Source organism: Mesorhizobium jarvisii, from assembly GCF_003601985.1.
Lineage (GTDB): Bacteria > Pseudomonadota > Alphaproteobacteria > Rhizobiales > Rhizobiaceae > Mesorhizobium > Mesorhizobium jarvisii.
Window position 1 is genome coordinate 22,053 of record NZ_QZXA01000017.1, and the last position, 18,971, is coordinate 41,023.

The 18,971-nt window shown below is 65.2% G+C and carries 22 protein-coding genes and 1 pseudogene; 18 read left to right on the top strand and 5 right to left on the bottom strand.

All coding sequences use genetic code 11. The features are described 5' to 3' along the window. Positions 1-94: 94 nt before the first annotated feature. From D3242_RS30210 to D3242_RS30225, 4 genes are all read left to right on the top strand, one after another. Positions 95-1,402: an NAD(P)/FAD-dependent oxidoreductase gene (locus D3242_RS30210; RefSeq protein WP_064985866.1), complete on the top strand. Its 1,308-nt coding sequence runs from the start codon at positions 95-97 to the stop codon at positions 1,400-1,402. A 130-nt stretch (positions 1,403-1,532) separates the two neighbouring features. Beyond that, entirely contained in the window at positions 1,533-1,733 is a 201-nt protein-coding gene (locus D3242_RS30215) for a YgaP family membrane protein (RefSeq protein ID WP_027047108.1), read from the top strand. 11 nt (positions 1,734-1,744) lie between these two features. Next, positions 1,745-2,707, top strand: coding sequence for an efflux RND transporter periplasmic adaptor subunit (locus D3242_RS30220; RefSeq protein ID WP_064986100.1), 963 nt, complete (start codon positions 1,745-1,747; stop codon positions 2,705-2,707). Further along, positions 2,704-5,901 carry an efflux RND transporter permease subunit gene (locus D3242_RS30225; protein ID WP_064985868.1) on the top strand — a complete coding sequence of 1,066 codons (3,198 nt, stop codon included), beginning with the start codon at positions 2,704-2,706 and terminating at the stop codon, positions 5,899-5,901. Before D3242_RS30220 ends, D3242_RS30225 begins: the two co-directional genes overlap by 4 nt. Positions 5,902-6,012: 111 nt before the next feature. Here D3242_RS30225 and D3242_RS30230 read toward each other — a convergent pair whose 3' ends face one another. Next, the gene (locus tag D3242_RS30230; RefSeq protein ID WP_223217900.1) at positions 6,013-6,420 is read right to left on the bottom strand and encodes a hypothetical protein; all 408 of its coding nucleotides are present in this window, start codon (positions 6,418-6,420) and stop codon (positions 6,013-6,015) included. Positions 6,421-6,614: 194 nt separating this feature from the next. Here D3242_RS30230 and D3242_RS33735 point away from each other — a divergent pair. The 8 genes and pseudogenes from D3242_RS33735 to D3242_RS30265 all read left to right on the top strand — a co-directional run. Then, positions 6,615-6,807: pseudogene (locus D3242_RS33735) on the top strand (hypothetical protein); the annotation flags it as partial. A 210-nt stretch (positions 6,808-7,017) separates the two neighbouring features. Beyond that, positions 7,018-7,353 carry an ArsR/SmtB family transcription factor gene (locus D3242_RS30235; protein WP_064985872.1) on the top strand — a complete coding sequence of 112 codons (336 nt, stop codon included), beginning with the start codon at positions 7,018-7,020 and terminating at the stop codon, positions 7,351-7,353. Further along, positions 7,350-7,844: an SRPBCC family protein gene (locus D3242_RS30240; RefSeq protein WP_064985874.1), complete on the top strand. Its 495-nt coding sequence runs from the start codon at positions 7,350-7,352 to the stop codon at positions 7,842-7,844. Before D3242_RS30235 ends, D3242_RS30240 begins: the two co-directional genes overlap by 4 nt. Continuing rightward, a complete protein-coding gene (locus tag D3242_RS30245; RefSeq protein WP_019859604.1) occupies positions 7,834-8,658 on the top strand; it encodes an alpha/beta fold hydrolase in 825 nt (274 codons plus the stop codon). Before D3242_RS30240 ends, D3242_RS30245 begins: the two co-directional genes overlap by 11 nt. A 41-nt stretch (positions 8,659-8,699) precedes the next feature. Next, positions 8,700-9,089, top strand: coding sequence for a VOC family protein (locus D3242_RS30250; RefSeq protein ID WP_064985877.1), 390 nt, complete (start codon positions 8,700-8,702; stop codon positions 9,087-9,089). Between the two features lie 167 nt (positions 9,090-9,256). Beyond that, positions 9,257-9,661 carry an OsmC family protein gene (locus D3242_RS30255; protein ID WP_019859606.1) on the top strand — a complete coding sequence of 135 codons (405 nt, stop codon included), beginning with the start codon at positions 9,257-9,259 and terminating at the stop codon, positions 9,659-9,661. Next, positions 9,658-10,353, top strand: a complete 696-nt coding sequence (locus tag D3242_RS30260) for a VIT1/CCC1 transporter family protein (protein ID WP_019859607.1) — start codon at positions 9,658-9,660, stop codon at positions 10,351-10,353. Before D3242_RS30255 ends, D3242_RS30260 begins: the two co-directional genes overlap by 4 nt. A 133-nt stretch (positions 10,354-10,486) precedes the next feature. Next, positions 10,487-11,233: a pseudouridine synthase gene (locus D3242_RS30265; RefSeq protein WP_019859608.1), complete on the top strand. Its 747-nt coding sequence runs from the start codon at positions 10,487-10,489 to the stop codon at positions 11,231-11,233. Between the two features lie 90 nt (positions 11,234-11,323). Here D3242_RS30265 and D3242_RS30270 read toward each other — a convergent pair whose 3' ends face one another. Continuing rightward, entirely contained in the window at positions 11,324-11,593 is a 270-nt protein-coding gene (locus D3242_RS30270) for a hypothetical protein (RefSeq protein ID WP_019859609.1), read from the bottom strand. A 218-nt stretch (positions 11,594-11,811) separates the two neighbouring features. Between D3242_RS30270 and D3242_RS34315 the strand changes: the two genes are divergently transcribed. From D3242_RS34315 to D3242_RS30285, 3 genes are all read left to right on the top strand, one after another. Continuing rightward, a complete protein-coding gene (locus D3242_RS34315; RefSeq protein ID WP_257784443.1) occupies positions 11,812-11,940 on the top strand; it encodes a hypothetical protein in 129 nt (42 codons plus the stop codon). A 74-nt stretch (positions 11,941-12,014) separates the two neighbouring features. Further along, positions 12,015-12,551, top strand: coding sequence for a hypothetical protein (locus tag D3242_RS30275; RefSeq protein WP_342634148.1), 537 nt, complete (start codon positions 12,015-12,017; stop codon positions 12,549-12,551). A gap of 97 nt (positions 12,552-12,648) precedes the next feature. Beyond that, positions 12,649-13,050 (top strand): VOC family protein, encoded by a 402-nt coding sequence (locus D3242_RS30285; protein WP_064985879.1) that lies wholly within the window; start codon positions 12,649-12,651, stop codon positions 13,048-13,050. A 167-nt stretch (positions 13,051-13,217) separates the two neighbouring features. Here the strand turns inward: D3242_RS30285 and D3242_RS30290 are convergent, their stop codons facing one another. Continuing rightward, positions 13,218-13,799, bottom strand: coding sequence for a histidine phosphatase family protein (locus D3242_RS30290; protein ID WP_064985881.1), 582 nt, complete (start codon positions 13,797-13,799; stop codon positions 13,218-13,220). A gap of 251 nt (positions 13,800-14,050) precedes the next feature. On the opposite strand from D3242_RS30290, the gene D3242_RS30295 reads away from it, so the two are divergent. Next, complete coding sequence (locus D3242_RS30295; protein WP_064985882.1) at positions 14,051-15,583, top strand: alkaline phosphatase family protein; 1,533 nt, start codon at positions 14,051-14,053, stop codon at positions 15,581-15,583. A gap of 103 nt (positions 15,584-15,686) precedes the next feature. Here the strand turns inward: D3242_RS30295 and D3242_RS30300 are convergent, their stop codons facing one another. Then, complete coding sequence (locus D3242_RS30300) at positions 15,687-16,631, bottom strand: VirK/YbjX family protein (protein WP_223217899.1); 945 nt, start codon at positions 16,629-16,631, stop codon at positions 15,687-15,689. A gap of 360 nt (positions 16,632-16,991) precedes the next feature. Between D3242_RS30300 and D3242_RS30310 the strand changes: the two genes are divergently transcribed. Both D3242_RS30310 and D3242_RS30315 read left to right on the top strand, forming a co-directional pair. Beyond that, entirely contained in the window at positions 16,992-17,441 is a 450-nt protein-coding gene (locus tag D3242_RS30310) for a universal stress protein (protein ID WP_064985884.1), read from the top strand. A 291-nt stretch (positions 17,442-17,732) separates the two neighbouring features. Then, the gene (locus D3242_RS30315) at positions 17,733-18,209 is read left to right on the top strand and encodes a sugar O-acetyltransferase (RefSeq protein WP_223217898.1); all 477 of its coding nucleotides are present in this window, start codon (positions 17,733-17,735) and stop codon (positions 18,207-18,209) included. An 8-nt stretch (positions 18,210-18,217) separates the two neighbouring features. Here the strand turns inward: D3242_RS30315 and D3242_RS30320 are convergent, their stop codons facing one another. Further along, positions 18,218-18,967, bottom strand: coding sequence for a sulfite exporter TauE/SafE family protein (locus D3242_RS30320; protein WP_064986102.1), 750 nt, complete (start codon positions 18,965-18,967; stop codon positions 18,218-18,220). Positions 18,968-18,971: the final 4 nt, after the last annotated feature.

The window sequence follows — 18,971 nt, forward strand, 5'->3', positions numbered from 1 at the left end:
CGCAGCCCGCCACAATGGCGCAAGATCAACCAATCCCGCAAGGGATCGGCAGTGTCGGCGTTGCGCCAAAGCGACGCCGCAACGGAGGAAGAACATGGCGCATATTGTCGTCCTGGGTGCCGGGCTGGGAGGCACCATCATGGCCTACGAGCTTCGCGACGGACTGGCCGGGGAACACCAGGTCTCCGTCGTCAACAATGGCAGCCACTATTCATTCGTGCCGTCCAACCCCTGGGTCGCCGTCGGCTGGCGCGACAGGCAAGCGGTCGAAATAGACCTTGCTCCGGTGCTGGCACGGCGCAAGATCGGTTTTCATCCGCAGGGAGCTAGGCGCGTCCATCCCGTCGAGCGCACGGTGGAACTCAACGACGGCTCATCCGTCTCCTACGACTATCTGGTCATCGCCACCGGCCCCGAACTCGCTTTCGACGAGATCGAGGGTCTCGGGCCGGAGCACAACACCCAGTCCGTTTGCCACATCGATCACGCGCTCAAGGCCAGGACGGCCTTCGACGCGCTCGTCGCCAAGCCGGGCCCGGTCGTCATCGGCGCTGTCCAGGGCGCGTCCTGCTTCGGGCCGGCTTACGAATTCACCTTCATCCTCGACAAGGCCTTGCGCGACGCCAGGGTGCGCGACCGCGTGCCCATGACCTTCGTCACCTCCGAACCCTATATCGGCCATCTCGGCCTCGACGGCGTCGGCGACACCAAGGGCCTGCTCGAGAGCGAGATGCGCCAGCATCACATCAAGTGGATCTGCAACGCCAAGGTCGACAAGGTCGAGCCCGGCAATATGTTCGTCCAGGAACTCGCCGACGACGGGTCGGTCAGGCAGGCGCATGAATTGCCGCACGCCTATGCCATGATGCTGCCGGCTTTTCGCGGCGTGGCGGCGGTGCGCGGCATCGAGGGCCTGACCAATCCGCGCGGCTTCGTCCTTGTCGACAAGCACCAGCGCAACCCGGCGTTCCCCGAAATATTCGCGGTCGGCGTCTGCGTCGCCATCCCGCCGATCGGCAAGACGCCGGTCCCCGTTGGCGTGCCCAAGACCGGCTTCATGATCGAATCCATGGTCACGGCGACGGCGCGAAACATCGGCCGGCTGGTGGAGGGCAAGCAGCCTGACGCCCAGGGCACATGGAATGCGGTCTGCCTCGCCGATTTCGGCGATTCCGGCGTCGCCTTCGTGGCGCAGCCGCAGATCCCGCCGCGCAATGTCAACTGGTCGTCCTCCGGCAAATGGGTGCACACCGCCAAGGTCGGTTTCGAGAAGTATTTCCTGCACAAGATAAGGGCCGGCAAGTCCGAACCCTTCTATGAGCGCCTCGCACTGCAGGCGCTTGGGATCGATAAGCTCAAGCAGATCAAGGTCGAGGCATCGACCGACGTCCCGGGAGCCTGACCCGCGCTAGCCTTTGCGGACGGTGGTTGGCGGGCGCGGTGCACCGTCAGCGACAAATCTGGCATCGCCTCTTGCGGTCAGTGGTAATATTCATATATTTAGATATCATCATATACAAATGGAGATGACAATGTCCCTCGACCGTTCCGTTCTCGCCTTCGCCGGCGTCATGGTGCTGCTGTCCGTCGTGCTCACCGCCTTTGTCTCGCCGCTGTTCGTATGGCTGACGGTCTTCGTCGGCTTGAACATGCTGCAGTCGGCGTTCACCGGCTTCTGCCCCGCGGCGATGGTCTTCCGCAAGCTCGGCATCAAGCCGGGATGCGCGTTCTGAGGAAGATCCGCATGCGCATGCCTCTTTTGTTCGCCGCGTTGCTGGCGGCCTCTCCGGCGTTTGCCGGCACGCTGACACTGGCGCCGACGACGGTGACCGAATGGAAGGCGGTCTATGGCCGTGTCGAGGCACGCGACACCGTTCCTGCGCGCGCCCGTATCGGCGGCCTTGTCGTCGATCTGGCCGTCACGGAGGGCGAACTGGTCAAGGCGGGGCAGAAGATCGCGACCGTCCAGGACGACAAGATCGCGTTTCAGGTCGCCGCTCTGGACGCCCAGCTTCGTGCCTTGCAGGCGCAGCTTGAGACGGCGCAGTCCGAACTTACCCGTGGCCAGACGCTGGTCGACAAGGGCGTGATGACCGCGCAGCGTCTCGATCAGCTGCGCACCGAAGTCGACGTCGCGCGCAACCAGCTTGCCGCGACCGAGGCGCAGCGTTCGGTGATCGTGCAGCAGGGCGCCGAGGGCGATGTCTTTGCGCCTGGCGACGGCCGCGTGCTGACCGTGCCGGTGACGCGTGGCGCGGTCATCATGGCCGGTGAGGTTGTGGCCACCATTGGCGGCGGCGGGGTGTTCCTGCGGCTTGCCGTTCCGGAGCGTTACGCGGGGTCGCTGAGAGAGGGCGCGGCCATCCGCATCAATGCCGGCGGCAAGGAGGCCCCCGGCCGCCTCGCAAAGATCTATCCGCAGATCGACAATGGCCGCGTCATCGCCGACGTCGAGGTCGATGATCTCGATACCAATTTCATCGATGCCCGTGTCCTGGTCGAGCTGCCGGTCGCCGAGCGCTCCGCGCTGCTGGTGCCGGCTTCGGCAATCCAGACCCGTTCGGGGATCGACTTCGTGCGCGTCGCCGCAGGCGGCGGCAGTGTCGAGCGCGCGGTGGTCGCGGGCGAGCGGACCAAGCGCGCCGACGGCGACTATGTCGAGATCCTGACCGGTCTTGCGGCTGGCGACGTCGTGGTCACGCCATGAAAGGTCCCGCCTCGTTCGGCATTGCCGGCGCGCTGACGCGGGCCTTCATCGCGTCGCCCCTGACGCCGCTGTTCCTGGTCGCCGCCTTCGCCTTCGGGCTGGTGGCGCTGCTCACGCTGCCGCGCGAGGAGGAACCGCAGATCTCGGTGCCGATGGTCGACATCTTCGTGCGCGCCGACGGGCTGAAGGCCGACGACGCCGTCAAGCTGATCACCGAGCCACTGGAGACGATCGTCAAGGGCATCGACGGCGTCGAGCACGTCTATTCGCAGACGCGGGACGACCAGGTGATGGTCACCGCCCGCTTCATCGTCGGCACCTCGTCGGACGCTGCCGTGCTGCGCGTCCACGACAAGGTGCGCGCCAACATGGACCGCATTCCCGTCGGCGTGCCCGAGCCGCTGATCGTCGGCCGCGGCATCGACGACGTCGCCATCGTCACGCTGACGCTGTCGCCGAAGCCGCAGGCAGCCGCGCGCATGACGGCCAACGACCTCACCCGCGTCGCGCGCGAACTCCGCACCGAGATCGCCAAGATCGACAATGTCGGCCTGACCTACCTGGTCGGCGACACCGGTGAGATCATCCGCGTCAATCCGAACCCCGAAAAGCTCGCCCTTTACGGCGTCACCCTGCAGCAGCTCGCCGCCAAGGTGTCGGGCGCCAACAAGGCCTTTCCCGCCGGACGTGTTCGCGACAAGGGCGAGCAGATCGACATCGTCGCCGGCGAGACATTGGCCTCGCCAGACCAGATCGGCAACCTGCTGCTGACCTCGCGTGACAACCGCCCCGTCTATGTCCGCGACGTGGCCGACGTCGCCTTCGCCACCGACGCCGGCGATACGCTGGTGTCGACGGTCACCAGGGCCGGCGTTGGTGTCGAGCGCGTGCCGTCGGTCACGCTCGCCATCGCCAAGCGCGCGGGATCGAACGCGGTCGCCGTCGCCGACGCCATTCTGCACCGGGTCGCATTGCTCCAGGGCGGGCTGATATCAGGCGATATCTCGATCGACGTGACGCGCAATTACGGCGAGACCGCCAACGACAAGGCCAATGAGCTCCTCTACCATCTCGGCCTGGCGACGATCTCGATCATCGTACTGGTCTGGGTCGCCATCGGCCGCCGCGAAGCGATGGTCGTGGCCGTCGTCATTCCGGTGACCATCCTGCTCACGCTGTTTGCCTCGCGCGTCATGGGCTACACGCTGAACCGCGTCTCGCTGTTCGCGCTGATCTTTTCGATAGGCATTCTCGTCGACGATGCCATCGTGGTGATCGAGAACATCTCGCGCCACTGGGCCATGGGCGGCGGCCGCGATCGCCGGCAGGCGGCAATCGAGGCGGTGGCGGAGGTCGGCAACCCGACCATCGTCGCCACCTTGACCGTGGTCGCCGCACTGCTGCCGATGCTGTTCGTCTCGGGAATGATGGGCCCCTATATGAGCCCGATTCCGGCCAATGCCTCGGCGGCGATGATCTTCTCCTTCTTCGTTGCGGTGATGGTGACGCCGTGGCTGATGCTTAAACTTGCCGGGCGGGCGCCGGTGCATGCCCATCAGGATCATGGCAATGGCGGCCCGCTCGGCCGCGCCTACACCGCCGTCGCGCGGCCGATCCTGGCCTCGAAGAAGGCGAGTTGGGCCTTCCTGCTCGTCGTCGGCGTGCTGACCCTGGGCTCGCTCGCGCTGTTCTACACCGAGCATGTCACGGTCAAGCTCCTGCCCTTCGACAACAAGTCCGAACTGTCGGTGACCATCGACCTGCCGGAAGGGTCTTCCGTCGAAGCCACCGATGCGGTGGCGCAGGCCGTCGCCGCCAGGGTTCTCGAATTGAAGGAGGTCCGATCGGTCCAGACACATGCCGCGACGGCGGCACCTTTCAACTTCAACGGCCTCGTCCGCCATGCCGTCCTGCGCACCGAGCCGCAGCAAGGCGACGTGGCGCTCAACCTGTTGCCGAAGGCGAACCGTGCCCGCTCCAGCCATGAGATCGCGCTCGACGTTCGCCAGCGCATCGCCACGATCCCCGTACCGCAAGGCACCAGCCTGAAGGTGGTCGAGCCGCCGCCCGGTCCGCCGGTGATGGCGACGCTGCTGGCCGAGATCTACGGACCGGACGGCGAGACCCGCCGCAAGGTCGCCGCCAGGATCGAAACGGCGTTCCGCTCCGTGCCCTTCATCGTCGACGTCGACAATTCCTGGGGACAGCCGGCACGCCGGCTGCGCGCCACGATTTCCACCGACGACGCGGAGTTCTTCCATGTCGAGGAAAGCGACGTCTTCGACACGCTTGCCATCCTCAATGGGGGCAAGACCGTCGGCTATTCGCATCGCGGCGGTGGCCGCCAGCCGATCCCGATCCGCATCGAGCGGCCGAAGGGCGAAAGGACGCTCGACGAGCGCTTCCTGACCACCCCCATTCCGGCCAATGTCCTGCCTGGCGACCGCGGCGTCGTCGAACTCGGCGATGTCGTGCGGGTGACGCCGGAGCGCGCTTCGTTCCCGGTGTTCAGGCACAATGGCCGCGCCGCCGAAATGGTGACGGCCGAGCTTGCCGGCAGCTTCGAGGCGCCGCTTTACGGCATGCTCGCCGTCAGCAAGGCCATCGACGTGCAGGACTGGACCGGACTGCCGAAGCCCGCGATCTCGCTGCACGGCCAGCCGGAGGATGAAAGCCGGCCGACGCTTTTGTGGGACGGCGAATGGGAAGTCACCTGGGTGACCTTCCGCGACATGGGGGCGGCCTTCGGCGTCGCGCTGCTCGGCATCTACATCCTCGTCGTCGCCCAGTTCGGCTCGTTCAAGGTTCCCCTGGTGATCCTGACGCCGATCCCGCTGACCTTCATCGGCATCCTCGGCGGGCACTGGCTGTTCGGGGCGCCGTTCACGGCCACATCGATGATCGGCTTCATCGCGCTGGCCGGCATCATCGTGCGCAATTCGATCCTGCTGGTCGACTTCATCCGCCATGCGGCGTCGCCCGACAGGCCGTTGAGCGAGGTGCTGATCGAGGCCGGCGCGATCAGGTTCAAGCCGATCCTGCTCACCGCGCTTGCCGCCATGATCGGCGCGGCGGTGATCCTGACCGATCCCATCTTCCAGGGGCTGGCGATCTCGCTGCTGTTCGGCCTGGCCTCCTCGACGCTGCTGACGGTGCTGGTCATCCCCGCGATCTACCGGGTGCTGCGCACGTGAAGGTGACGGGGGGCCGGATTATCACATGGATCACGCGAAATCTCTGCACGCCAAACAGGCGGTCCAGCCAAACCAGGATCAGCACAGCGCCACCGCCAATCGTCACTGACTTCAGAGTGCGTCTCGCAGCCGTTCAAACAGGCGGCGAGGACCTGACAACAGATTTTTGAGCCCAGGATGCACCTGGGCATCCGGAGTGGCTTCCGGCAGCGGTGCGCCGGGGCATCCCTCCTGCACCTTGGTCCAAGACGGAGCATTGAGCACGGTGTCGCAGCGCGCCAGGTGCGTACTGCCGGCCACGACGAGACAAGCAAACCCGCCGCCCGGGATGAACTTGCCGTTGGCCCGGCAAACAGACGTAGCCGCCACGGGTTTCGGCGCGGTGCCGCCTGGGCAATGGTCAAGCACCTCGTTCCAGGACAAGATATCGAGGTTGACCTCGCAGCGAGCCAGGTGGCTCGTCTCGCCGACCCTCAGGCAGGCATATTGCCCGAGCTCAAACCGTCCCATATTGGCCATGCATGCCTCATCTGCCCGCGCCGGCAACGCCGTACCGAGGAGCGCCACGAGGGTACGAAATACAGTGCTCTTCAACGTGTTGGACCCATTGCTGATGCCTGTTCCATCGCATTTCCCGATTGTGGCAACATGAGGTCCAGACAGCGCTTGGCCATCGGAGACGAAACGAGGCACCCCATGCTACCAGCGCGCCGCTGATCGAAGCCGGCGCGATCAGGTTCAAGCCGATCCTGCTGACCGCGCTTGCCGCCATGATCGGCGCGGCGGTGATCCTGACCGATCCGATCTTCCAGGAGCTGGCGATCTCGCTGCTGTTCGGCCTGGCCTCTCCTCGACGCCGCTGACGGTGCTGGCATCCCCGCGATCTACCGGGTGCTGCGCACGTAAAAGGGCCGCCTCAGGGAAAATCTGGCGGCGGCCGAACTGGAGTTGCCGGCCGACGCGCTCGAAGTGCTGAACGGCATCGCGGACAAAAAGACAGGAGCCTGGGGCTTCACGCCGTATTTCCCCGAGCTCTCCCAGTCCCGTAAAGCGCGTTGACGGCTCAGGTAAAACCATTTATAGAACCAATTAGTTCCAGAACTGATTGGTTCCGCAATGGCTTATCAAACCTCCCTCGACGACACATTCGCCGCCCTCGCCGATCCCACGCGCCGGGCGATACTGGCCCGGCTGCTCGACGGCGAAGCGTCGGTTGCCGAACTGGCGCAGCCCTTCGCGCTCACCGTGCGCGCGGTCTCCAAACATGTCGGCGTGCTGGAGCAGGCCGGCCTCGTCACCCGCAGCCGGGCGGCGCAAAAACATCTCAGCCGCATCGAGCTCAAGCCGCTGCGCGACATCGACCGCTGGCTCGACGACTACCGCAAGCTGTGGGAAGGCCGCTTCGACCGCATGGAAGACCTGCTGCGGCGCGGCGCGGACAGGCCGGAATGACCGCGCCCGCAACCGCCGACCGCAGCTTTGCCATCGAGCGCATTTTCAACGCGCCGGTCGAACGCGTCTTCCGGCTGTGGACCGATCCGCTCCTGGTGGCGCAATGGTGGGGCATCAGGGACTGCACCATTCCCCTTTGCGTGCTCGACGTGCGCGTCGGCGGCCGCTGGCGCATCGACATGCTGACCGCCAGTGGCGCGCTCTACCGCAACCAGGGCAGCTATCTCGAAGTCGTCGAGAACGCCAGGCTGAGCTACCACGACGAACCGGATCCTGAAATCCGCGAATGGGCCGGCAAGCCGCCGGGCCGGAGCCACCACACGGTGAGCTTCACGCCCGACGGCGTGCGCACCCATGTCCATTTCGAGGTGACGCTGGCGACTGCCGCCGACCGCGAACGCCTGCTGGCGCTCGGCATGCGCGGCGGCTGGATGCAGAGCTTCGACCGGCTGGAACTGCTGATAGGCAAGGGAGCCGACGATGCTGGCTGAGAACGCCAAACCGATCACGCAAGCCGTGCTGTCGCGGGATGGAACGCCGATCGCCTGCGAGCGGCGCGGCCAGGGCCATCCGCTCATCCTCGTCGACGGCGCGCTCTGCTCGCGCACCATGGGTCCAAGCGGCCCGCTGGCCAAGGCGCTGGAAGGCGGTTTCACCGTCTTTCGCTACGACCGCCGTGGCCGTGGCGACAGCGGCGACACCACGCCTTACACGGTCGAGCGCGAGATCGATGACATCGAGGCCGTGCTGCGGGCGGCCGGCGGCGAAGCCTATGTCTGGGGCATGTCTTCCGGCGCCATGCTGGCGCTGATGGCGGCAGCCCGCCTGCCCGGCATCAGGCGGCTTGCGCTCTACGAAGCGCCGCTGATCGTCGACGACAGCCGCACGACCACGCAAGGCGACTGGGCAACGATCCGCCAAGCCATCGCGGACGACAGGCGCGGCGACGCCGTGAGCGCCTTCCTCAAATCGGTCGGCATGCCCGGCCTGCTGATCGCCGTCATGAAGCTGACGCCGATCTGGCGCAAGCTCAAGGCAGTGGCGCATACGCTGCCTTATGACGGCGCCATCGTCGCCGGCGACCAGCTCGGCAAGCCGCTGGATCCCGCACGCTGGACCACGCTCGGCGTGCCGACATTGGTGACCGATGGCGGAAAAAGCCCGTCGTGGATGCGCCATGGCAACAAGGCGTTGGCACAGGCCCTGCCCAATGCGCGCTACCAGACGCTGGCCGGCCAGAACCACATGCTGAAACCCGCCGCGCATGCGCCGGTGCTGACGGCGTTCTTCAACGGGCGGGATTGAGCGCGGACGCTGACCCGACGCGAACAAAAGGAAATTTGACCATGCGGCTTCGTCATATCCTCATCAAGGTCGATGACCAGGACAAGGCGCTGGCCTTCTACACGTCGGTCCTCGGTTTCGTGAAAAAGCATGATTACGACGGCGGCAAGGCCCGCTGGCTGACGGTGGTGTCTCCGGACGAGGCCGACGGCGCTGAACTGGTTCTCGAGCCAAATCGCGATGCGCCGGCGCGTGCCGCGCAGCAAGCGCTCCATGATGCCCAATTCCCGCCGGCCCTGATCACCAGCCGCGACATCCAGGCCGACTTCGACCGCCTCGCCGGGCGCGGCGTGAAATTTCTCGGGCCGCCCCGGCGCATGGGGCCGGTCAGCGCCGCCTTCTTCGACGACACCTGCGGCAACTTCATCGTCATGGCTCAACAGGCCGGTTGAGGCACTATCGCCTTCACAATGGCGGCTTCGCCCGCAACCAGCGGGGTGCCGTGCACGTGAGCGGGGCCAGCAGGGCCGGATTCTGACGTGGATCAAAACCGGAGTCCTGAAAAGAGGCTAGAAACGCCTGAATGGCGCCCGCCGCGGGCGGCGAAGCAGGTGGCCCCATGTTCGAATACAGCGTCGAAGCCAGACGGACCGATGCACGAGGCAGCGCAGCCACGACCAAGGACGCCGCACTCGTTCTCGACACCAGTCTCGAGGGCCGGGCCGATGCCTTCAATCCAGCCGAACTGCTTCTGGCGGCGATCGCCGGCTGCATGATCAAGGGCATCGAACGAGTCACCCCGATGCTCGGTTTCAAACTGCGCGGCGTCATGGTCGCATTGCATGCCGTTCGGCGCGACAGCCCGCCGGGGATTGCCTCGATCGACTACGAGCTTGTCGTCGACACCGATGAAACCGACCAGCGGCTGGAGTTGCTGCACAAGAATGTCCGCAAGTACGGCACGATTTCCAATACAGTCGCCGCCGCCACGAAACTCGAAGGCAAGATCAGGAGAAAAGCATGAGCCGGCTGCATGTCGAGAACCACCAGGTGTCGCGCATCGGCTGGCTGCGCGCCGCCGTCCTGGGGGCCAATGACGGCATCGTCTCGACCGCGAGCCTGATCGTCGGCGTGGCGTCGGCCGCAGCGCCGGCTTCGCAGGTTCTGGTCGCCGGCATAGCCGGCCTGGTGGCAGGCGCCATGTCGATGGCGGCCGGCGAATATGTCTCGGTCAGCTCCCAGTCGGACACCGAGAATGCCGACCTCGCCCGCGAACGCCAGGAACTCGCGACCCAGCCCGAATTCGAGCGCGAGGAGTTGGCGCAAATCTACGTCAAGCGTGGGCTGGAGACGGACCTGGCCCGCCAGGTCGCCGACCAGCTCATGGCCAAGGATGCGCTGGCCGCGCATGCCCATGACGAACTCGGCATTTCGGAAATGACCACGGCGCGGCCGATCCAGGCGGCGCTGACCTCGGCGGCGACCTTCAGTGTGGGCGCGGCAATGCCGCTGCTCATGGTGCTGGTGTCGCCCGCCTCCATGCTGGTCCTGGCGGTGTCGATTGCGTCCCTGCTCTTCCTTGCCCTGCTGGGCGCCATCGGCGCCAAGGCGGGCGGCGCCAACATCCTTCGCGCAACGTTGCGCGTGACCTTCTGGGGCGCCTTCGCCATGGCGCTCACCGCCGGCATCGGCGCGCTGGTCGGGAACGCCGTGTAAGCGGCCGCCCGACTGTCGGACCGCTTACACGATTGCCTGCCGACCGCGACCTTGATCCAGGACAAGGCCATCGCTTGCGATTCCCGCGCCTCCCATGCCATCTGTCCGATACAAAGGACCGACCCGCAGCAGAATGGCAGCACGACCGACATCGCCCACAACCAAGCCGCCCGGCGTCAGCCTCAACCGCGCGCTGTCGAAACTCGGCCTGTGCTCGCGCACGCAGGCCGAGGTGCTGATCGCGGAAGGCCGCGTGCGCGTCGGCGGCAAGGTGGCGCGCGATGCCGCGCTGCGCGTCGACCTGAACCGCGACCGCATCGTCGTCGACGGCGCGCCTGTCGTTGCCGAACGCAAGGTCTATGTCATGCTCAACAAGCCGCGCGGGCTGGTCACCACCCGCGACGACCCGCAACAGCGCGACACCGTCTATACCTGCCTGGAAGGACTCGATTTGCCCTTTGTCTCGCCGGTCGGCCGCCTCGACAAGGCCAGCGAAGGCCTGCTGCTGATGACCAACGACACCCATTTCGCCAACCGGCTGATGGACCCGGCCTCGCATCTGCCCAAGACCTATCACGTCCAGGTCGGCACGGTGCCTGACGAAGCGATGCTGCAAACGCTGCGTGCGGGTGTCAGCGTCGACGGCGAGACCCTGGCCGCCAATTCGATCGCGCTTTTGCGCAGCGGCGGCCGCACCGCCTGGCTGGAGATCGTGCTGGACGAGGGGCGCAACCGCCACATCCGCCGGCTGCTCGCCGCGCACGGCATCGAGGTCAAGCGCCTCATCCGCATCGCCATCGGCCGGCTGCCGTTGGGCGGCCTCGCCAAGGGCACCGCGCGGCATTTGACGCCGGAGGAGCTGGCGCTGCTGGGCGGCTGAGCAAGCGTCCCGCCGGCCAGACCGCAAGCGGCCCAGGCTCAGTTTTCCGTCGGGAGTTTGCGTTGGAACGAGGAGATGGGCGGCGGCCCATCAAGCCTTGTTGGTGATCCACATGCTTGGCGCGCCGACCACGCCGGCGCTCGCCATCGCCTCCTTCAATTTTGGGTTCTTGATGAAGGCCTGCGCTTCGGCGGCACTGGTGAAATCATGCGTCACGGTGACGTCGTTGGGGTTGTCCGCCGCCTGATAGACGGCCTCGGCCTTCACGCCGTTGGCCTTTTGAACCGGAGCGAACCCGTCATAGACTTTGCGCCAGGCCTTGTAGTCGGACACGGTATGTCTCACGAACAGTGTCGTCATATCCATTCCTCCCAGGTTTTCGTTGCGCCCAAGAGATCGGCGATGGGCCGTCCAGTTTATCGCTCCAATCATGTCCTGGACAAACCGGCGAACGAATGAGAGCCGCCTGATCCGCGCCCGCGAAAGATTTTCGCCGCCCCACCGATGATTTCCGCCCGCCTCCCCTGTCTTCACCTACAGGCGCCGGAATTGTCCGGGCCGGAAAAGCGAGGTGATCCATGGGATCGTTGCAAGGTCAAAATGTCGTCGTGGTCGGAGGCAGCCGGGGTGTCGGCCGCTCGATCGTGGAAGCTGCGCTCGGCGAAGGCGCATATGTGCTTGCCGTCGCCCGCGGCGCGGAAGCCTGAAGGAGCTCGCCTGGGAGGCGTCTGGAGTCAGGACGCTGGCCGCCGACGCCACGCAGGACACGGCGCCCGACACGGTGTTCGCCGCGCTGCAGCCCGACGTGCTGGTGATCTGCGCCGGCGCCTTTGCCCCGTCGGCCTGCATCCAGGACCAGAGCTGGGACGATTTCTCGGCGAATTGGGAGACGGACGTCAAGGCATCGTTCCTGTTCTGCAGGGCAGCACTTCAGGGCCGGTTGAAGGCGGGCAGCCGCGTCGTGCTGATCTCCGGCGGCGCGGCATTCAGCGGCGGACCGCCGAACTCCGGCGGCTATTCCGGCGCCAAGCAAATGCAGATGTTCCTCGCCGCCCACAGCCAGAAGGAGGCCGACCGGCTGGGCCTTGGCCTGCGCTTCATGGCGCTGGCGCCGATGCGCATCATGGCCGGCACCGGCGTCGGCCAGCGCGGCATTTCGAGCATCTCCGCCTATCTCGGCATCAGCCCGGCGGATTTTCATGTCATCGAGCCGGCCTATGGCGCCATCGCCTCACTCACGGTCTATGTCGCCCCGCTCGGCCCCGGCCTGTTCGCCGCCTTCGGCCTGCCGCCGGTCTGGTCCGGACCGGAAGCGTAGCCGTCGCCCACTTCTGCTGACAGAAAGCTGGCGGGAGGCTTGGCCTATAGATCGGCCGGGAAGCCCGGCCGCGGCTTCGACGATCAAGGAGCCAATAATGAATTTCGTCTCTATCCGCATCATCACCTCGGATGTCCAGCGCCTCGTGCGCTTCTACGGCGAGATCACCGGCATGCCGGTGACGGTCTACACCGAGGACTTCGCGGAACTCGCGACCCCTTCCTGCACGCTGGCGATCGGCAGCACGCGCACCTTGATGCTGTTCGGCGGCGACATCGCCCGCCCGGCCGACAACCACACCGCCATCCTCGAATTCCGCGTCGACGATGTCGATGCCGAATTCATCAGGCTGTCGGACTTCATCAGGGACACAACCGTGCAGAAGCCGACCACCATGCCCTGGGGCAACCGCTCGCTGCTGTTTCGCGACCCCGACGGCAATCTGGTGAATTTCTTCACGCCGGTGACGGCCGAAGCGATCCGGAAGTTCGATGAGTAAGAGGTGGACGCGCGGTTTGAGTTGGTTCAGCGCCTGGCGTCGGGAATTGGCCAAAGCCACCCAACACGTCGTCATCCTAGGGTCTCAGCGACGGAGCTGCGCTCCTTGCTCCGCCTGTGGATGACGAAGCGAAGGCGTTTCTCGCTGAGCCAGCGTTCCTGCCACCGCTACTTCAGGTTCCACTTGCGCACGACCGGCTCGCTGAGATCATGCTCGTAGCCGAGCACGCTGATGCTGGCCGTATCGAGCACGAACAGCGCGCCGCCTTCCGGCGGCAGGCCGAGCCAGCGGGCGGCGAGCACGCGCAGGAAATGCGCGCTGGAAAAGATCAGGATCGAGCCGCCGGCTTCGCGAAGCTGTTTGATGATCCGGTCGGCGCGGGCGCCGACATCGGCGGCCATCTCGCCTTGCGGGCAGCCGTCGCGAAACACGTTCCAGCCTGGCCGCTCGGCCAGGATCTCCTTGGTTGTCCGCCCCTCATAGGCGCCGTAGTCCCACTCCTGCAGATCGTCGTTTCTGACGCTTTGCGCACCAAAGCCGGCCAGCACGCTGGTGTTGTAGGCGCGCTGCGAGGGGCTCGACCACACCGCCGAGAACGACTGACCCTTGAGCCGCTCCGCCACGCCTCGCGCGGCGGCCTCGCCCGCCGGCGTCAGCGGCATGTCGGTGCGACCGGTATGCTGCCCCGAAAGGCTCCACGCCGTCTCGCCATGCCGGACCAGATGGATTTGCGGATACGCGCTGCTCATACGCTCGGCCCTTCGTTGATGTCGGGCCAAAGCTGTAGCGGTCGGCGCAAGGGAGCGAAAGACCCGGCGGCCATCGCGGCACTTGAGCGCCGCTTCGCCGCCTGCGTTTCGCAGCTTGGCGGCGGCGGTTCTTGTGCATCACCGCTGGCTTACCAATCCGTAAGGTCCTTTGCCAACGAGTTTTCATGAACCTGTCATGTGCACTCGCCTATCCTTGATCCATCGCGGGCTGCGAGACGAGGGACACTTCAATGAAAACACTATCTCTGGCGTTGGCTGCCGGTACGCTGACGGCGGCATTGGCTGGCGCGCTGTATAATTCCAGCGCCATCGCCGCGCCCTACAAGCACGTACTGCTCATCAGCGTCGACGGGCTTCATGCGCTCGATCTGGCAAACTATGTCGCCGCAAATCCGAAAAGCTCGCTCGCCGCGCTCGCCGATACCGGGATTTTCTATCCGAATGCGCTCGCCAGCGCCCCGTCCGACTCGTTTCCTGGCCTTGTGGCACAGGTAACCGGCGGCACACCCAAATCGACCGGCGTGTTCTACGACGACAGCTACGACCGCACCTATTTCGCGCCGGCTTCGGACTGCAAGGGCGAGCCGGGTGCCGAGGTGGCCTTCGCCGAGAACATCGACGTCGATTCGACGCGCCTTGATGGTGGTGGCAAGCCAGGCGATTACCGCAGCCAGATCGACCCGGCAAAGCTGCCGATGACGCTGATCAACGGCAAATGCTCGGTGGTCTATCCGCATGATTTCGTGCGGGTCAACAACGTCTTCGAAATCGTGAGAGCGCATGGCGGCCGCACGGCCTGGTCCGACAAGCACCCCGCCTATGAATGGCTGAACGGACCTTCGGGCAAAGGCATCGACGACCTCTACGCGTTGGAACAGGACAGCCTGATCCCCGGCACCAAGGTCAAGACGACGGGAAGCTTCAAGGCCGAGCGCGACTTCGATGAAGCGCGGGTCCAGGCGGTGCTCAACGAAATCAAAGGCCTCGACAGCACCGGCTCGCATCCCGCGGCGGTTCCCACGCTTTTCGGCATGAATTTCCAGGCGGTGAGCGTGGGCCAGAAGCTTCCCAAGGCCGGTCCCGGCGACGAGGCCGGTCTGGTGGGCGGCTATCTGGATGCCAGCGGCACGCCTGGCAATGGTCTCGCCGGCCAGCTCGCCTATGTAGATGGCGCTGTCGGCGAACTGATGGCCGCACTCAAGGACAACAAACTCGCCAATTCGACCCTGATCATACTTGCCTCGAAGCATGGCCAGTCGCCCATCGACCCGGCGTCGTTCCAGCCACTGGACGATGATCCCTATACGAAGACACCGGGCTATGCCTTCCACATCGCCGACGACGCCGCGCTGATCTGGCTCAAGCCGGAAGACAGGGTCAAAAACCTCGCGGCCGCGCAGGATTATCTCGAGAAATCGAGCAAGGCTGAAGGCATCGCCCAGATCCAGCCGCCGAATGCCCTTGCTCTCGCCTATCAGGATCCGGCCACCGACAGCCGTACGCCGGACTTCATAGCCACGGTCAATCCGGGTGTGGTCTACACATCCGGCTCGAAGATTGCCGAGCACGGTGGCGCCAATGCGAACGATCGCAACGTGGCGCTTCTCATCAGCGGTCCTTCGCTCAAGCCGAGGTCGGTGCCAGCTCTGGTGCAGACGACGCAGGTAGCTCCCACCATCCTGCGGGCTCTTGGCTATGACGCGAACGAACTCCAGGCTGTGAAGCTCGAAGGCACCCAGGAGCTGCCGGCGGCACCGTTCTAAGCCAAGGATCATACCGTTTCGCGATTGGCCCGCCGGGCATGCTCGGCGAGCTGCCCAGCGCCTGCGGTGGGCCACCTGGCTGGATGCAGGCCCGGCAAGGCGTTCAGCTTCGGAGCAACAGCCTGACGGATTCGCTGACAGAACGCGCGATTTCGACCTCGCGGCGCTGACGCTTGCGTATTTGCGCCCGTTTGTTCGGCTTGTAGTCGGCTGGATCGCGTTGAGCCTTCACCAGGGGCAAGGCATACATCGTCCGACGTATTGGCCTACCCCCGGACTCCACCCAGAAGCTGTCATAGTCCGCGGTGATGCGGCGGCGCAGCGCATAGTCCCTCGAAAAGACGTGGCCTGCGTTTGATGCCGCGACAAGGCCACGCAGTTTGAGTGAGGATGCCAAAGTCTGGGCGACCAGGAGCAGCAGGGTTTTCGGCCGCAGACCTTCCATGGCTTTGGTCAGTATCCGGGAATCCTCGAGACCTTGCACACCGGTCGACGTCGACTTCAGAGCGCCGATATAGAGGATCTTGCCGCCGCCACCGAGACGTAGAAGCGACCGGTCCACAATCGCGAGCGCCATTTCGATGACGGGACGTCCTTCCAGGCGCAGGAGAAGGCGCCATTCCCCCTCTCGGTACAAACCTGCCTGGCCCGTCAGTTCCACCGTGACTTCACCGGCAACGGTCGACATTGCCAGGAGATGACGACCGCGCGTGTGGCTTTCGACCAGGGCGGCCTCGGTCAAAAGACGCGCCGCCGCAGTGTAGTGACCAATGACGGCTGCACAACGATGGATACGCATCAAATTGGCGGCGAGATACGGCCGAACCGGCTTCAGCGCAATGTCGGGATATTGAGCAAGGATTGCAGTGAACGGCTCAGCACCGAGGGCCGATCGAATGGCGGCGATATCGCGCCGGAACATCCACCGAAGCGCCGCCCATTTGCTTTCATGCACCCAATTGTTCAGCTTGCGCCGAAACTTGGAGGGCGACCGTTTTATTGGGCCTGTTGGCCGTAATGGCCGCGGAGCGCCCATGGCAATCATCATTTGCTGTATTCTCGGTGGGACGTGTCAGTCAAAGGCAGCGGATGATCTCAATGTTGGATGTCGTAACTTACCGCCGCCTCGCCGCGGATATACGAATTCGTAAGGTAGCCACTAAGGTCGACCTTCCCGCGCGTGGTCTTCGGCACCCGCTCTTCGTCGCAATAACCTCGGTCGCGGCACAACCGAGCAAAGGCCAACAGGGATACCGGAAGATCGCCGCGGCACGCTTCCTCGCCTGGCCCTGATCCACATGACGCTGGCCCTGTGAGCAGACCGGCGGCGCAACTATATCAGGAGGAGCCGCACCAAGGCTCCCGCCACCCCAAGGGCGCCAGCCCTTGCACAACAGGTCAGATCATCATGTACAAACATCTGCTTATCGCCACCGACGGATCGGAACTGGCCGACAAGGGCGTTGCCCATGGCCTCACATTGGCAAAGGGCATCGGCGCCGCCGTCACCCTCGTCACGGTCTCGGAACCGTTCCCCATCTTCGCCTGGGGCGGCGCAATGGCCGGTTATGCGGCGGGCGACGAACTGGCGGTCTACCAGGAAGAGGCGCGCAAATATGGCAAGGAGGTTCTGGCCAAGTGCAAGGCCTCGGCCGATGCGGCCGGCGTGTCCGCCAAGCTTGTGCATGTCGAGGACAAACGGCCCGCCGAGGCGATCCTGGAACTGTCGCAGGCGCAAGGCTGCGACCTGATCGTGATGGCCTCGCATGGCCGCCGCGGGTTGGGCAAGCTGCTTCTCGGCAGCCAGACGGCGGAAGTGCTGTCCTACACCGCAATCCCGGTGCTGGTCGTGCGCTAAAGCAATTCCAGGAAAAGTGTAAAACGGTTTTGCCGGGAAAAGCGCGAAAGCGCTTTCCCTTGGGAATTGCGTTAAAACAAAGAGTTAGTGTGACCCCGAGAGCTGGAACCGGCTTTCGGAATCATGCTCAAGTAGACAGCCAAGGGGCGCATCCCGGCGCGGCCATCGCGCGCCAACATTCGTTCGACCGGGCCTGTGAGGAAACGACGAATGGCGCATGAGGATCGTACCAGGATAATCCCCGGGAGAACGTCGGAATCGGCGGCCATGCTGGTGGACGTCAAGCGGACGATGGCGATCACCGCCCGTCTCAACCGTCTGACGTTCAACGACGCGGACGAGGTCCGCGCCCTGTTCAGCGAACTGATCGGCAGACAAGTGGACGACAGCTTCCTGCTGATCCCGCCCTTTTACGCGACCGGCGGGGCCGACACCCGGGTGGGGCGCAATGTCTTCATCAATCAGAACTGCACCTTTTATGATCTTGGCGGGCTCGACATTGCCGACGACGTGCTGATCGGGCCGAATGTCAGCCTCATCACATCAGGCCACCCGCTCGAACCGTCACGGCGCCGCGCCTTCACCAACGCGAAGCCGATCGTCATCGAACGCAACGTCTGGATCGCCGCCGGCGCTACGGTGATCGGCGGCGTGACCATCGGCGAAAACGCCGTCGTCGCGGCGGGCTCGGTGGTCACGAAAGACGTTCCCGCGAACACGCTTGTCGGCGGAAACCCGGCGCGGGTTATCCGGTCGATTGCCGAGTGAGACCAACCTCACCGCAACGCCTCCAGCACCAGATAAACTCCCAGCGTCAGCAGCCCGACAAGAAACACCTTTCGAAAAGTCTCGACGCCCATCGCCTGCCGCAGCGCCTGGCCGATGAACATGCCGGCCAGCGCGGGCAGCAGCGCCAGGATCGAGCCTGTCAGTTGCGCCGTCGGCGATGCCAGCGCGCCCGTCCTGAACAGGCCGATGGCAAGGGCCGCCGTCGAGACGGTGAAGGACAGGCCGAGCGCCTGGATGAGATCTTCCTTCTCCAGCCGCAGCGATTGCAGATAGGGCACCGCCGGGATGACGAAGACGCCGGTCGCGCCGGTGACCAGCCCCGTCGCCACGCCGACCAGCGGTGACATCAAGGCCTCGTGGCGCGCCGGCGTGGTGAAGCTGAGCTTGAACAGGCCAAGGATGGCGTAAAGCACCAGCGCCGCCCCAAGCCCCACAGAGGCCGCGCCCGCATGCGCGCCTGTGAGCACCCCTGCCCCCGCGACGGTGCCCAGCATGATGCCGGCCATCATCGTCCACAGCCGCCTGCACAGGCCGCCGAAGGCGGGGCCGGTGAACAACTGCCAGAGATTGGTGACCAGTGACGGGATCAGAAGCAAGGCGGCGGCCTCGGCCGGCGGCATCGTCACCGCCAGCAGGCCCATCGCCACGGTCGGCAGGCCCATGCCGACGACCCCCTTGACGAAACCGGCGGCGAGGAAGACCGCGCCGATCCAGGCGATGGAGCCGGCGCTGAGCATGCCC